16 protein-coding genes and 1 pseudogene are annotated in these 14,075 nt (G+C 64.8%); 15 read left to right on the forward strand and 2 right to left on the reverse strand.

Features of this window, described 5'->3' with window-relative positions:
• Nucleotides 1–448 precede the first annotated feature (448 nt).
• The gene (locus KK7_RS0115645) at nucleotides 449–670 is read right to left on the reverse strand and encodes a hypothetical protein (protein ID WP_010545593.1); all 222 of its coding nucleotides are present in this window, start codon (nucleotides 668–670) and stop codon (nucleotides 449–451) included.
• A gap of 187 nt (nucleotides 671–857) precedes the next feature.
• On the reverse strand, nucleotides 858–1,607 hold the full coding sequence (locus tag KK7_RS21625) for a helix-turn-helix domain-containing protein (protein ID WP_158000024.1): 750 nt from the start codon (nucleotides 1,605–1,607) through the stop codon (nucleotides 858–860).
• On the opposite strand from KK7_RS21625, the gene KK7_RS0115655 reads away from it, so the two are divergent.
• The 15 genes and pseudogenes from KK7_RS0115655 to KK7_RS23460 all read left to right on the forward strand — a co-directional run bounded on the left by KK7_RS0115655 (nucleotide 1,608) and on the right by KK7_RS23460 (nucleotide 13,946).
• Complete coding sequence (locus KK7_RS0115655; RefSeq protein WP_029623338.1) at nucleotides 1,608–1,853, forward strand: helix-turn-helix domain-containing protein; 246 nt, start codon at nucleotides 1,608–1,610, stop codon at nucleotides 1,851–1,853.
• Complete coding sequence (locus KK7_RS21630; protein WP_010545596.1) at nucleotides 1,850–2,752, forward strand: ParB/RepB/Spo0J family partition protein; 903 nt, start codon at nucleotides 1,850–1,852, stop codon at nucleotides 2,750–2,752. Before KK7_RS0115655 ends, KK7_RS21630 begins: the two co-directional genes overlap by 4 nt.
• Nucleotides 2,749–3,099 (forward strand): helix-turn-helix domain-containing protein, encoded by a 351-nt coding sequence (locus tag KK7_RS20935; protein ID WP_010545597.1) that lies wholly within the window; start codon nucleotides 2,749–2,751, stop codon nucleotides 3,097–3,099. The genes KK7_RS21630 and KK7_RS20935 overlap by 4 nt, the downstream gene beginning before the upstream one ends.
• Nucleotides 3,087–5,063, forward strand: a complete 1,977-nt coding sequence (locus tag KK7_RS20940) for a transposase domain-containing protein (RefSeq protein ID WP_083836119.1) — start codon at nucleotides 3,087–3,089, stop codon at nucleotides 5,061–5,063. The genes KK7_RS20935 and KK7_RS20940 overlap by 13 nt, the downstream gene beginning before the upstream one ends.
• 71 nt (nucleotides 5,064–5,134) lie before the next feature.
• On the forward strand, nucleotides 5,135–6,085 hold the full coding sequence (locus KK7_RS0115675; RefSeq protein ID WP_010545599.1) for an AAA family ATPase: 951 nt from the start codon (nucleotides 5,135–5,137) through the stop codon (nucleotides 6,083–6,085).
• The gene (locus KK7_RS22995; protein ID WP_158000025.1) at nucleotides 6,085–6,234 is read left to right on the forward strand and encodes a hypothetical protein; all 150 of its coding nucleotides are present in this window, start codon (nucleotides 6,085–6,087) and stop codon (nucleotides 6,232–6,234) included. The genes KK7_RS0115675 and KK7_RS22995 overlap by 1 nt, the downstream gene beginning before the upstream one ends.
• A 151-nt stretch (nucleotides 6,235–6,385) precedes the next feature.
• Nucleotides 6,386–7,048 (forward strand): gp16 family protein, encoded by a 663-nt coding sequence (locus tag KK7_RS21635; protein ID WP_010545600.1) that lies wholly within the window; start codon nucleotides 6,386–6,388, stop codon nucleotides 7,046–7,048.
• 63 nt (nucleotides 7,049–7,111) lie between these two features.
• Nucleotides 7,112–7,390: a hypothetical protein gene (locus KK7_RS0115690; RefSeq protein ID WP_010545601.1), complete on the forward strand. Its 279-nt coding sequence runs from the start codon at nucleotides 7,112–7,114 to the stop codon at nucleotides 7,388–7,390.
• Between the two features lie 71 nt (nucleotides 7,391–7,461).
• Entirely contained in the window at nucleotides 7,462–7,704 is a 243-nt protein-coding gene (locus KK7_RS0115695) for a helix-turn-helix domain-containing protein (RefSeq protein WP_138983982.1), read from the forward strand.
• A 32-nt stretch (nucleotides 7,705–7,736) separates the two neighbouring features.
• The gene (locus KK7_RS0115700; RefSeq protein WP_010545603.1) at nucleotides 7,737–8,090 is read left to right on the forward strand and encodes a hypothetical protein; all 354 of its coding nucleotides are present in this window, start codon (nucleotides 7,737–7,739) and stop codon (nucleotides 8,088–8,090) included.
• Nucleotides 8,091–8,210: 120 nt separating this feature from the next.
• The gene (locus tag KK7_RS0115705) at nucleotides 8,211–8,780 is read left to right on the forward strand and encodes a hypothetical protein (RefSeq protein WP_010545604.1); all 570 of its coding nucleotides are present in this window, start codon (nucleotides 8,211–8,213) and stop codon (nucleotides 8,778–8,780) included.
• Nucleotides 8,781–8,870: 90 nt separating this feature from the next.
• Nucleotides 8,871–9,443 carry a hypothetical protein gene (locus tag KK7_RS21640; protein WP_010545605.1) on the forward strand — a complete coding sequence of 191 codons (573 nt, stop codon included), beginning with the start codon at nucleotides 8,871–8,873 and terminating at the stop codon, nucleotides 9,441–9,443.
• A gap of 74 nt (nucleotides 9,444–9,517) precedes the next feature.
• Complete coding sequence (locus KK7_RS20955) at nucleotides 9,518–13,258, forward strand: hypothetical protein (protein ID WP_138983983.1); 3,741 nt, start codon at nucleotides 9,518–9,520, stop codon at nucleotides 13,256–13,258.
• 58 nt (nucleotides 13,259–13,316) lie between these two features.
• Nucleotides 13,317–13,700, forward strand: a pseudogene (locus tag KK7_RS23790) (phage protease); the annotation flags it as partial.
• A 6-nt stretch (nucleotides 13,701–13,706) separates the two neighbouring features.
• Complete coding sequence (locus tag KK7_RS23460) at nucleotides 13,707–13,946, forward strand: hypothetical protein (protein WP_237709234.1); 240 nt, start codon at nucleotides 13,707–13,709, stop codon at nucleotides 13,944–13,946.
• Nucleotides 13,947–14,075 lie beyond the last annotated feature (129 nt).

Below are 14,075 nucleotides of genomic sequence, written 5' to 3' on the forward strand. Positions count from 1 at the left end.
CCAGCAGCAGGAGGAGCGGCTGCGTGCCGCCGGTTGAGCCCATGTAAGGGGACACGAGGTTCTTCCAGAGAATTGAATTCCGGGATTTCGTTAGATTACCCGGAATTTTGCGGGTGAGAATGGCGGAAATCCGGGATTTTCTCGCCTTCGGCGGGGGCTCGCGGGCACCGATAGCTGGTTCTGCGTAAAGTGGGCAAAACGGCCAACCCGCCCACTTCTGGGGCGTTTTTGACCGCATCTCTCAGCGGGGGCTAAAGCGCCTCTGAGAAGCCTCTGAGTGGCGGTTTTCCGTCGTTTCTTCGGAACGCGGGACAGCTCCCACTGCATGGAAAAACGCCTCGATTCAATTTTTCGGGCAAAAACGCCGATTGCGGAGGGGCTAGAAGTGGGCACTTATTGATATTGCTACACTTTCCGGCTGATCTCCGCCTATTTGCCACGCCTCAGATCAGGCGGAAGTGGGCGGTTTTTCCGTCGCGCTGACTTCCCCGTGTCGGCCGCACGCGCGGCAGGTCAATTGCCTGAAGCTGAACCCTTCGTCGTTGTCGATGAAGCCTTCCACCGTCCGGTTGAACCATTCCTTCGAGTAGGGCTGATCGTTCTCCGCCGTCCGCAGGACGCCACGGTGACCGCAGGTGCAGACCAGATACGTCGTGGTTCGGGTGGTCATGCTTCACTCTCCGCGCAGGAAGGCCATCACACTGCCACCGTGGCCGACTTGAAGGCAAATCGGCGCCATTCTATCAATTTGGCGAGGCCGCGCATCGTGGCTGCCGGCCGATAACCGGTGACGTTCCGGACGTTCGCGCGGGGGCGGTCTCACCATGCGGTGAGAAGCTGCGCCCGCCCCGAGATCTTCAACCGAGGTTCATGCCTCGTTGATTGTTCACGTCATCGTAGATGTCCTGGACGAGTTCGATGACGAGCTTCGTCGGCACTGCATATTCCATCACGATCGTCGCCATGGTTTGCAGCACCGCTTCCCTCGGCTCGTATCGGGACCTGTCGAACCACCTGGCCAGTCGTTCTCGCATCTCACGTCGCTTGGCTCGCAGCTGCGCAAGATCTGCCGCTCGGTAGAGGGCCAGCGAGGCGGGGTTCTGCACAATGTCGAGAAGGTGCTCGGTCTCGGCAATTATATCCGGTGTCACAAGCTGCGCGTCGTAACGCAGAATGGCCAGAAGCTGGCGCTCAGACGCCTTCAGGACACGTGCCTCGGTGTCTGCTTCCTTTTCGCCTGGCATCCGTTGCCGCCCCGGCTCGATGATATTGCGTCGGACCTCGTTCAGATCGTCAAGGACTTGCTTTTCGGGTCCGGTGTCAGGGTCGACCGTCCGACGTCCAGTGAGGATGAAAAGCACATCCGCCCCCGCTTCGGCCCAAGCCGACAGAGCTGGCGCAGTCGGTGCGGAAGTCCCACGCTCCCACTTAATCTGAGCGCTTTTCGTAGCGCCCGCGAGATCGGCGAAGGCTGTCTGCGACAAGCCGAGCCGCTGCCGCTCTTCCTTCAGCCTAGCCGAGATCGACAAACGAATCCCTTTCCATCTTGACGGGAAGTCATACGTACACCACAAGGTTGCCATATGGCTACCATTGTGGAGGATCATATGACAACCAAAGCCCATCTGGAAGAGGCTAGGTCACGTTTGTCTCGCATCGGGAAGACGGCGGCCGATGTCGCGGCCGATCTCGGCGTGTCGACCGTGGTTGTGCGCGGGGTACTCGACGGTAGGCTGAAGGGTGCCCACGGCGACGCGCACAAGGTGGCAGTCGCCCTCGGCCTCAAGGACGGCATCATCGTCGCAGACGGCATGACGATCGCCGAGGCGATCAAGGCCGCCGCCGCAGCATGACGGACCGTCGCGCCATCATGGGGCTGCCAATCGCCAGCATCGCGGTTGGCCCTCGTATCGGCTTCTACAATCCCGAGCATGCCGCGCGCCTCGGCGCCAGCATCGCGGCCGAAGGCCAGCACGACCCCATTCATGTGAAGCGCAATGGCAACGCTGCGAAGCTGCCCTGGACGCTGGTGGCGGGCTTGCACCGGATGCGTGGCGCCGCGCTGGCCGGGCTGACGACGATCGACGCAATTCAGGTCGCGGAGGCCGGCGCAACCGAACTCACGTTGCGCAAGCTGGAGCTGTCGGAAAACCTCGACCATTCCGAGCGCCGGCCGATCGAGCGCGCAATCCTTATGATCGAGCGTGCGCGCCTGGAAGAGGCGAACGACCATCCGGGACACGTCGGCGAGCCTTCCCAGGTGCGGGCCGCGCGCGCGCGATGGGATGCGTCCATCACGATGATGGACGCATCGGGTTGGCGAGATCGGGCGGCGGCGGCGATGGGCTGCTCTGTCCCCACACTTGAACGCTACACGCGCGTCTATCGCCATATCGTCGAAGGCCTCCCCGATCTCGCGGAGGCCCTGAACTTCCACCCGCTGGGGGAAAGCCTGTCCGCGATGATGCGGCTGGCGTCGCTGAACGAGACCGCTCGCCGGACGGCAGCCGAGACGATCCTGTCGCGTCCCGACTGGGGATCGATGGATCAGGTCCTCGCTGCCGCCGGTCTCGCGGAAAGCAAAGGCAGCCGTATCGACGCGGACAAACTTGGCAACGTCATGGTTAACACCTGGGCGAAAATGCCGATCTCGGCGCGTCAAGCACATGTCGAATGGCTCGTCGACAACATCACACCGTCCATGGCGAACGACATGGTTGTCGGCTTCAAGAAGCGGGGGCTTCTCCCGTGACGATCCGGCTCGCTACCGACAATAGCACCGTCGCGGGCCGCATGCGCACCGAGCGCGAGCGCATGGCCCTGTCCGTCGAGGCGCTGGCCGGTCAGGCGGGCGTATCAGCACATGTCTGGGGTCAGTGGGAAGCTGGCGACGAAGTGCCGGACGCGAACGCTCTGGCGCGGTTCGCTAGCGCCGGAGCGGACGTGTTGTTCATCGTGACGGGACGCCGGGAAGTTCCCCACGACGCAACACTCCACGCGCTCCGCGACCATATCCACCTCGAAGGTCAGCTGGCGCTGATCGCGATGAATGCGCGGACGAGCTTCCTTGAACAACTCGTTGGAAGGTGGCCCAAGTGACGCAGCCTGGGGGCAAGCAGTGGTACACGGCGGCCGAGTTCGCCGAGCTGGGCCTCCCAGGTGTCCCGGACAGCAAGCGCAGGGTCAACGATCGGGCCGCCGCTGAAGGCTGGGCGCATCGTATGGCAGCCGATGGAACGCCGCTGGCACGCCGCCGCGCCGGGCGGGGCGGTGGCACCGAGTTTCATGCCAGCGTCCTTCCGCCGGAAGCGCAACAGGTTTTGTTCAATCGCATGGCGTGGGCTTCGCCCCTTCCCGAGCCAGTGAACGACGATACGTCTTGTCAGTTTGCCGATCGCTGGGCGTGGTTCGATGCGCAGAGCTGCGCCACTAAGGCACGCGCTGAGCAACGCCTTCGCATTCTTTTAGAGGTCGAAGCGAATGTGCGGTCGGGGACCGGAAAAACGGCAGCCATCGCGCTTGCCGCGAACGCGCATGGCGTGTCACCACGCGCCGTCGTCGCCTGGTTTGCGGATGTGGCGGGCATCCCGAACGCCAATCGCCTCCCTTTCCTCGCTCCGCAGTACAAAGGCGGCGGCAAGGAAGTCGAGATAGACGCCGACGCCTGGCGCATTCTGAAAACCGACTATCTGCGTCCCGAGAAGCCGAGTTTTTCCGCCTGCTATCGCCGCCTGGTCGAGGGCTATGCACGCCCGCGCGGCATCGAACTGCCCGCCGCCAAGACGCTTCAGCGCCGGCTGGAGCGCGAGATCGGCACGGACCTGAAGAAGTCGAAGCGTGATGGGCGAGAGGCGCTGCGCCGCACGGTGCCGCCGATGCGCCGCACGATCGCAGACCTTCACGCGATGCAGGCGGTCAATGTCGACGGCCACACCTTCGACGTGTTCGTCCAGTGGGAAGACGGCCGGATCGGCCGGCCGGTGATGGTCGGCTTGCAGGACGTATTCTCGCGCAAGCTGCTGGCCCACCGGATCGGTGAGACGGAAAGCACGCTGCTGACGCGGATGGCGTTCGCGGACCTGTTCCGCGACTACGGCATCCCCTGCGAAGCGGTGATGGATAATGGTCGCGCCTTCGCGTCCAAGGCACTGACGGGCGGCGCGCTCACCCGCTTCCGGTTCAAGATCAAGGACACGGATGCCACGGGCGTCCTGACCGCGCTATCGATCCGCGTGCACTGGACGCTGCCGTACCGCGGTTCCTCCAAGCCGATCGAACGTGCCTGGCGCGACCTGTGCGAAGACATCGCCAAGCACCCTGCCGTCTCCGGCGCCTACACCGGCAACAAGCCGGACGCGAAGCCGGAGAACTATCGCGAGCGCGCCATCCCGATCGCCGAATTCCGCGCGCATGTGGCGCGCCAGATCGCAGCGCACAACGCGCGGGAAGGCCGTCGCACCGAGGCTGCCAAGGGAACGAGCTTCGACTTGGCATTCGCCGCGTCCTACGCGGTGTCGCCGATCGGTCGCGCCACGCCCGAGCAGCTGCGCCGTGCGCTGCTGATGGCAGAGGATCGCCGCTGCAACCGCGACAATGGGTCGGTCACCCTGGCCGGGAACACCTATTGGTCGCCGGAGATGATCGAACTGGCGGGACAGCCCGTCACGCTCCGCTTCGACCCCGACAATCTGCACGGCGAAGTGCATGTGTATCGCCGGACAGGCGAGTATTTCGGCGTTGCGCCGGTGATCGCGGCGACCGGGTTCTTCGACAAGGCTGGTGCGGAACGGCGCGGCAAGCTGGAGGCCGATGTCCGCCGTAAGGTCCGCGCGGCCGAGGAAGCCGCCGAGCTGCTGCGCACCGACCAACTGGCCGAGCTGTTGGCCGAGCCTTCGCACCCGGCGCCCGTCCCGGAGGCCGCTGTCGTTCGGCCGGTACGCCATCGCGGCCAGACCGCCGCCGCCCTCAAGCCCATTCAGCAGGCCGTCGCCGAGCCTGTTGCCCCTGACTTCACCGACCACTTCGCCGCCGCCGTCGAGCGCCGGTTCCGGGTGGTCGAATGAAGAACGGCCGCGCCGATTTCGAAGCCCGCGCGGCCGTCCGCCCCACTGCAAGGAGCAAGGAGACACGTATCATGGAAGTGGTAGTCGACAACAGCACGACCGAAGCCGAGGCCCGCGCCTGGCTGAACGAACACAAGGCCGAGGAACAGCTGAGCTGGCCGCAGCTCGGCAAGCTGACCGATGTTGCGTCCTCGACGCTGTCGCTGTTCTCCACTGGAAAGTATGGCGGCAACAATCAGGCCGTCGCCACAAAGGTAATGGCCTATCGCGATCGCCTGGCCACTCAGGCCGAGATCGCGGCCGACGTGCCGACTGTTCCGGAGTGGTATGAAACCGCGACGGCAACGCGGCTGACGCAGCTGCTGCGCTGGGCGCAGTCGGGCAAGATCGTGCTGATCGTCACCGGTCCCGGCATCGGCAAGACGCGGACGGCCGAGCGCTTCGCCGCGTCCGATCCGAATGTCTGGCTCGCGACCATGTCACCCTCGACCTCGGGCGTCGCCACGATGGCGATCGAAGTCGGCGAGGCGATCGGCCTGGGCGAGATCAAGGGCAGCCCGCAGCAACTCTCCCGCAAGATCAAGGCGCATGTGCGCGGCAAGAAGGGCCTGCTGATCATCGACGAAGCACAGGAGCTGACGGACAAGGCGATCAACGAATTGCGCGGCTGGCACGATCGCACCGGCGTGGGCATCGCCCTCCTGGGCAACGAAACCGTCGTCGGCCATATCGAAAGCCGAAAAAGCGCGCTGGCGCAGGTCTCGTCGCGCTTCTCCTACAAGCACGTCCAGGCGGTGCCGATGGTGGGTGACCTGGACGCGCTGTTCGCCGCCTGGGGCATCAAGGACGCCGATCAGAAGACGTTTCTGTCGCGCATGGCCGCGCTGCCCGGCGCACTCCGGGAAGTGACCAACACGCTCGAAATCGCGCTGATGGGCGCGATGGGCGCAGGCGAGCCGTTAACGCTGGCGCACCTCCGGGACGCGGCCAAGCAGCGCCACACCAAGGTTGGGGTGGCGTGATGCGCGCGACCGCACACCGCGCCTGGCGCGTGCTGCGCGCCGAGCGACCGCTTCACCGCGTCGCACTCGACCTTGCCGGCGCACTGACGCTGGCGGGCGTCCTGTCGGTCTGCGGATGCCTGTTCCTCTTGCTGGAGCCGCTGCCATGATCAGCACCACGAACGCCCAGAGCGTCGCCGGAACGCTTTCGGTACCCAACCCCGCAAAACCGCGCAGATGCACCTCTTACACCCTCTTAAAGCCTCTTAACGGGGCATTCGAGGCACGCCGCGCCCCCCAACACCTCGGAGGGCCGCAGTCATGATTGAGGTTGTAGTCGACAACACAGCGCCCAAGGCGGCGGCGGAACAGCGGCGCGTGCTGCTGGCGAAGGTGCATATCGGCCGCAAGGCGATCGGCATCGCCGAGGATGATTATCGGGCGCTGCTGGTCCGCATCACTGGCGCGTCCAGCGCCAAGGATTGCGACGCGGGCCAGCTCCTCCAGGTCCTCGCCGAATTCGAGCGGATGGGCTTTCGCAGCGGCCCAGCGGTGATGCGCCGCGCGCCTGCCGGCAGCGCCGTAGCTCGCAAGGCGCGCGCCATGTGGATCTCGCTCTACCAGCTCGGCGCGATCACCGACCCTTCGGAAAAGGCGCTGGAGGCGTTCGGCCGGCGGCAGCTGCACGTCGACCGTCTCCAGTGGGCGGATGAACGGCAGGGCTTTCGCCTGATCGAAGCCTTGAAGGCGATCGCGGATCGGAACGGCTGGGACCAGGCGGTCCCGGCGCGCGTGCCCAGCGCCGAACGCATCCGGGTGCTGAAAGACCGCCTGGTCGCTGCCCAGCTCGCGCGGCTCGCCGCTGTCGGAGCGCCCGCGCGCGGCCCGATCGCAGCCGATCGCGCCGACTGGTCGACCAAGCGGCTGGAAAGCGCAGCCGCCGAGCTGGCCGAAAGGATCAGGGACGCCAGCGCTTCGCCGTGATCCCGCACGGGTCGCGTCTCCCCTCCATTCTGAATTGAAGCCCCGCACACAGGAGCCTTCGAAATGGCCCACATCAACGACCTCTTCGTCAAAGATGCCCCCCGCACTGACATCGCCTCGGAAATCGAGGCCCTCGCCACGGATATCGATCTCGCCTTCTACCATGTCGGCCACATCGTCCTTCTCATGCAGGAGAAGCTGATCGGTTCGTTCGAGGAGGGGGATCAGGATCGCCTCTACGGCACCTGCGCCGCCCTGCTGGCGTATCTCGAAAAGACCGGGGCGAAGGTCGACCGCCTTAACGAGGCCAGCTCGACCATCGGCCGGATGTTGCGGCAGTGACGCGCGGTCGTTCAATCCTTGCCCGCGTAGCGAAGGCGCGCGCGGCCAGCGCTGAGCGAGCGGCGGAAGCTGTGGCTCAGCCGCCAGCTTCCGCCGAGGCCGTGTTCGCCACGGCGATCGGCGCCGAGCGCGCTGCTGCCCTTATCGCCGGCAAGGACATATCTCGCGCCGGGCTCGCGGCCGAGCGACTAGAGGAAGTCGGCCGCCTCAGTCGTGCCGGCCTTCCGGTCAAGCAGATCGCTGCCCAGGTCGGCCTCAGCTGCAACCATGTGGTGGCACTGCGCGCCAAGCTCGGCGTCGGCCGGCGTCGGTGAAGGCGCCGCGCCCCGTCGCTGGCGAAGAAGCCATGGCCGAGCTGGTGACCGCGCTCGGCCATGATGCTGCGCATCTTCTCGCGCGGCGGTTCGGCGGTACGACCCTCTATGTCCCCCGGCTGATCGGCGAGCATCATCCGCTGCGCGTTCTCCTGGGCGATGATGCCGCCGATCGGCTTGTCCAGTGGTTCGCTGGCAGTCGCCTCAGCGTGCCCAAGCAGCCGACCCGCCGCGCGCGCGTGGTCGAGCTGCGCCGGGGGACGGCATTGACAATTCCCCAGATTGCGATCGAAACAGGCTATTCCGAGCGCCACGTCTATCGCCTGCTGGGCGCTATTGATGCTGACCAGCTCGACTTATTCGACACCGCGCACAATCAGCCCTGACGCCCGTCAGGGCGAGAATGCGCACGACCAGCCCCATACCTGACCAGCGCATCCACGGCACCGCCCGCCTGTCCTTTCCGAACGGCGCTGCGGATGCGCAACTCAACTCGGGGCATCATTATGCAGATTTCTGAAGCAATTGCAGGCTTCGCGAGTGTCGTTGAGGCTGCGCGTGCCAAACTGGCGGATGTAGACGCCAAGATCGAGGCAAAGGAGGAGGAGCATCGCGCGATCTTCCGAGCCGATCCGCACACTGACGATATCGTCGCGGTTTTCCTTGGTGAGCTGGAGCGGGTGGAGGACACGTTCTCTGAACAGCTTCGGACGCGCCTGAATGACACCTATGTCGGTGAAGGGAGCGCAAAGGCCGTTGCCCTAGGCAGGTCGATGAATATTCTCCTGCTGGAGCCGGAAAAGCCCGATCAGCAGGCGCTGATGACCCGCTCTCTTCGTGGTGAAACGTCTCCGCCGCTGAACCTCACGATCCTGACTTATTTCCTCCGGCACCGCATCGCGCTGGAGCTGCCGAAGCTGATAGACGAACTCTGCCCGGCCGCGCGCGACGGCATCCGCGGCGCAGACCGTGCGTTCAAGATCCGCCAAATCGAAGAGGAACTACGCGAGCTCCGCGCAGAGAGAGAGCGTATTTCGACCGACCTCCAGGCTGCCCGCTCTGCGGTGCAGCTGTGATCGAACTTGTCCCAGTCGGTGCTGCACGGACTTTTCACCGTGTAGCGCCTTACGTGCTGGGATCGTGCGACGTGGAGGGATCTATCCGCCGTGGCGTTCAAAGGGCGCGATATGGGCAGTGATGGGCTCGAAGCCGAAATCGTTCATCTGATCGGGGCGGAAGCGGCGGTAGCCCTTGCGAACGCATTCGGCGGAACCCGCCTTTATGTGCCTGCCCGCGTCACCGAACGACAGGAATTGTCGCAAGTGATTGGCCTGTCAGCAGCGCGCAAATTGTCCGCGCGCTTCTCTCCAGACATAATCCGAGTTCCGCTGATGAGGGAGCTTCGCGCGGCGCATTTCCTAGCCGACGGTCTCAGTGTCGCGAAAGTCGCTGTCCGGCTCGGCATGACCGAGCAGGGCGTGGATGGTCTGATCCGAAGATTGAAGGATGGCGGCGCGCTGGTCGATATTGCCCTGTGCGAGCTTCGCGGCGCGGTAGGTGCAAGAGCTGCTGACGTGCTGGTATCCGCTCTCGGGGGGAAATGGGTCAACCTGTTAACCGTTGATCACGAGGACCATCCCATCGTCCTGTGGACCGGGCGTGAGGTCGCACAAGCCTTAGTTGCGGCCTATGGTCCGCGCGTCGTCCGCATTCCAGCAGCTCAAGGCGCATCCAGATGACGCTGCGAACCGGCCTGATCATCACCGGTGACACCGAGGGCGCCCAGAAGGCGCTCCGCGATCTCCAGCTCGACATGAACAAGACCGGGGTTGCGGCAAAGGACCTGGGCGCAGCCGAGGCGGTCGCCGAAACCGCGACCGAGTCGCTTGGCGCCGAGCTGCGCAAGGCGGGCGCGGCGGCCGACACGGTGGCCGCTGAGCTGGAGCGAGCGGGCCTCACCGTTCAGCAGCTCACCGGCAGCGTGTCCGGATTGAGCCGCGAAGCGCAGCAGCTGACAATCGCCGAGAAGAAGCTGGAAGCAGCGGCGCTGGCGTGGGCGCAGGCGCAGGAGCGCGCCGCGCAGGCCGCGACCGCCAGCGCGACCGAGCAGCAGGCCGCCGCTCGGGCGCTGGCGTCGGCCGAGGGGAGCCTGGCAGCCGCAAAGCTGGGCGTCGTGCAGGCGCAGGAACGGGTTGAACGCGCCGGTGGCGGCAATGTCCGCAGCATGGGCGAGCAGGCGCTGGGCGCGCGCATGCTCGGCCAGCAGTTCCAGGACATGAGCTTGATGGTCTCGATGTCGGGACTGACGGCAGAGAGCGTGCTTCGCGCCTTCTCCGTCCAGGCCGGTCAGACCGCGATGGCTGTCGAGCAGATGGGCGTGAAGGGCGCGATCGGGCGCACCGCCGCGTTCCTCGGCTCGCCCTGGGGCTCGATCGTGCTCGCCGCCGGCATGGTGCTCGGCCCTTTCATCCTGCAACTGCTGGATGCCGGGAAGCAGGCCGACGAGCTGAGTGACAACCTGGAGAAGGCCGCCAAGTCGGCCGATTCCTTCGGCAACGCCCAATCCTTGCTCGGCAAGGTCATCGACCTGAACACCGGCAAGTTCAAAACCCAGAATGTAGAACTGCGCGAGATGATCCGCCTCCAGGCGGAGGCGATGCTGCTGAGCGGGCAGCAGGCCGAGGGCAAGGCGCGCGAGAAGATCAAGGGCATCGCGGGCGAGACGTACGGCGCGCAGAGCGTCGCGATCGCGGGGGGCTTCGGACAGCGGAGCGAGTTCAACTCGGCCGCTCAGGCGCAATTCAATCAAGCAAAGCAGGTAGGCGTCCAGGCGGCGCCGCTACGGGCGCTGCGCGATGATGTGCTTGCGGGCAATCTCAACGCGACCCAGATCCGGCAGCGGGTCGATGCGATGGCCCAGGCCGGACAACTGGCGGACTATTCGGCCCAGAAGATCATTGAGCTGAAGGAACAGCTCTACACGCTGCCTCAGGCGCAGAATGATCAGAAGGCCGCGCGCCTGGCGATCGATGCGCTCGACGGCAAGGGGGTGGCCGCTCCGCTCAAGCCGTACAGCTCCGCCAAGCCGAAGAAGCCGAAGTCCACGGCATCGCTCGACGAGTTCGGCCGCGATACCGCCGATCGCATCGCCTCGATCACGGAAGCGTTCAGCCAGACGCCGCCTGCTGTGCAGCAAGCAGACAAGGCCGTCCGCCAGCTCGATGACCTGATCGACGATCTCAGCCGGAAAAAGCCGCCGAACTTCGAGGCGCTGATCGTCAGCGCCAAGGATGCAAAGCAGACCGTGGAGACGGGCCTGCTGCGTTCGATCGGGGAGGCGTTCGCAGCACCGGAGACTCTCGCCGACAAGGCTGCCAAGGCGATTGGGGCGCTGGATGGCATCCTCGGCAAGAAGAAGGGGATGCTCTCCGCCGGCTTGATCGATCAGGCCGACTTCGACGCATTCGGAAAGCGGCTCGACGAGGCGAAGGGCAAAATCGAAGCAGGCCTGGTTCGGCCATACAACGACTTTATCATCGGGCAGCAGCAGTCCCTCGCAATCCTCCAGCTCCAGGCACGGGGCCAGACCGACCAGGCCGAGGCGCTCCGGACGATATATTCGCTGGAGAAGAACCTTCGCCCCCTACGTCAGGACCAGAAGGATGCGATCCTCGCATCCGTCCAGGGGCTTCGCGCGCAGCAGCGCGAGGTCGACATCCTTCGCCAGAATACGCAGAAATACGTCGACGCCCTTAGCTCGATCGAAGGCACCGTCCGGGACGCAACCCAGGCTTTCGTGCGAGGGGACCTTGGGCAGCTGATCAAAGCCCCTGGCAAGATCCTCGATACCTTCGCCACGCTCAAGGGGCAGAAGCTGTTCGACGACATCTTCTCGAACATGTTCCGCGACCTGAAGGACGAGGTGGACGGGACAACGATCGTCAAGGATGCGTCGGCCAAGATGGCGGCAGCGGTTGACCAGGTCACCGCTTCCACTGGTCGCACGACGCAGGCACTGGACAGCCTGGCGCGCTCTGCATCGTCGGCCGCAGGCGCAGTCGGCTCCGGCGCTGGCGCCGCCGGGACGGTCCAGATCGGCACCAAGATCGGCGATGCCATTGCCGCGAACCTCAATCCCGCGATCGTTGTCACCGGCAAGCGCAAGGAGGCGATGACGCCGGACACCCTGATTGCGAAGGCGATCGGGGGCATCTCGACGTCGATCGCGGGCGTCCTGACCGACAAGGAAACCGCGAAGAAAATCGGCGGCCAGATCGGGAAGTTCGCAGGCGACAACATCACGAAGGGCCTGTCCGGTGCAGCGACCGGCTCGATGGTGGCCGGCCTGGGGAATGCTCTCGGCATCAAGATGAGCGGCACCGGTGCCCAGATCGGCGGCGCCATCGGCAGCTTCATACCGATCCCCGGCGGCGACATCATCGGTTCGGTGCTTGGCGGCCTGGTCGGCAACCTGTTCAAGTCGACGCCGCGCGGGTCGGCGCAGATCACGGGTGTCGACCAGAAGGCCAACGTCAGCGGCAACTCGGCCGAGGTGAAGACGGATCTCGGCAACCTCGCCGGCAGCGTCCAGGGGGCGCTGAGCAAGATCGCCAGCACGCTCGGCGCTGACATCGGCAGCTTCGCGGTTAGCATCAACAAGTACAAGGACAGCTATCGGGTCGATCCCTCGGGCGGCACCAGCGTCGGCGGGAAATATGGCGACCGCGACGGGGTCCTGAAGTTTGACAACAATGATGCCGAGGGCGCGGTTCGAGCGGCCATCGCAAACGCCATTTCCGATGGCGCGATCAAGGGACTGTCCGGCGCGGTGCAGAAGGCGCTGAGTTCCTCGCCTGACATCGACAAGGCGCTCCAGGAGGCATTGAAGGTCGGCAACCTTGAAGACCTTCTGGGCGGTGTCAGCGGACAGCTGACCAAGGCGTTCAAGAGCTACGAGAAGGAAGCGGCGGATCGTCTCCGGATCGCCCGGCAATACGGCTTCGACATCGTCAAGGTGGAGGCAGCGAACGCGAAGGAACGCGCAGCGCTGACGGACAAGCTGATGGATCAGCAGGTCGGGTCGCTGAAGCGCCTGGTCGAGGAAATGACCTCCGGGTCGCTGTTCGAAGGCTCTGCGGTTGATCGCCGGTCGGCATTGCTCGACTCGATCACCAAGGCCCAGGCGGACGTTCAAGCCGGTGTCGATGGCGCCACTGACAAGCTGGCCAGCCTCTATGAGCAGCTGAACAGCGTTTCGAAGGACGTGTACGGCACGACGAGCGGTTTCGCCGCAGATCGTAGCGCGATCATCGACCAAGCCCGCGCGGAGATCGCGAGGCAGAACAGCGCGATCAAGGACGCACAGCAGCGCGCCAGCGATCCCGCGCTGACGCAAACCAATCAGTCGCTCGATGAGAATAACGATCAGAATTCGAGGCTGATCGCACAGAACGACGAGATTTTGGCCGAGCTGAAGAAAAACAATGCGCTCCTGGCAAAAAGCGTCTCCGCCACTGACGCGGCGAAACTGCTTCAGCTAGCGCGAACCTCGTGATTGGATGATGTCCTTGCGATCGACACACGCAGCAACCGCAGGTGCCGCTCCCGCTCCAATGTGGGTTCACCTGCTTCCGGCCGGCAACATCCGCACGACCGACGGTCGAGGCCCCTATCGACTGAGCGACGCCCAAAGCGTGGTGGTCACATCCATGCGTGTCGGTAAGCTGGTGATTGACGAGAACCATTCGACAGATCTGGCGGTCCCGGAGGGCCGACCCGCGCCAGCCTGTGGGTGGATTGTCGAACTTCAAGGTCGCCACGACGGCATCTGGGGGCGGGTAGAGTGGACGCGGCGAGGGCACGCCATGATGGAGGATCGGCAGTATTCAAGCATCTCCCCTGTCATTCAACATCGGCGGGACGGAACGATCACGGCCATCCTACGAGCTGGTCTCACCAATGCCCCGAACCTAGTCGGGCTTGCGGCCCTTCAGGCCGCACAAATGACCAGGGCGCCCACCCGCGCTGGGCTTCGGTCGACCGATCTCCACATCATCAGTCTCATGGGCCTTGATCCGGCGGCGTACGCGCGGACCAGCGAGGCAGCTAGACGACAGGACGATAGCGCCGCTGCCTCTTCGGTTGCTCCGGTCAGCTATGACCTTTCTACAGCGGATCAGCGGATCATCGCGCTGATGGGGCTCGACCCAGACGCTTACCTGCGCACGAAGGGCCGGTTCTGAGGGGGCTCTAAAACGGCTCTTGCCGGGCGCTAAGAGTTGCGCAAAACCTTGTGTCCCAAAAACGCAGAACCTTGTGTCCCGCTACAGCCCATGCAGGAAGCAACGCCCCCCAACACCGTCCCCTGGGAC

The organism is Sphingomonas elodea ATCC 31461 (assembly GCF_000226955.1).
GTDB lineage: Bacteria > Pseudomonadota > Alphaproteobacteria > Sphingomonadales > Sphingomonadaceae > Sphingomonas > Sphingomonas elodea.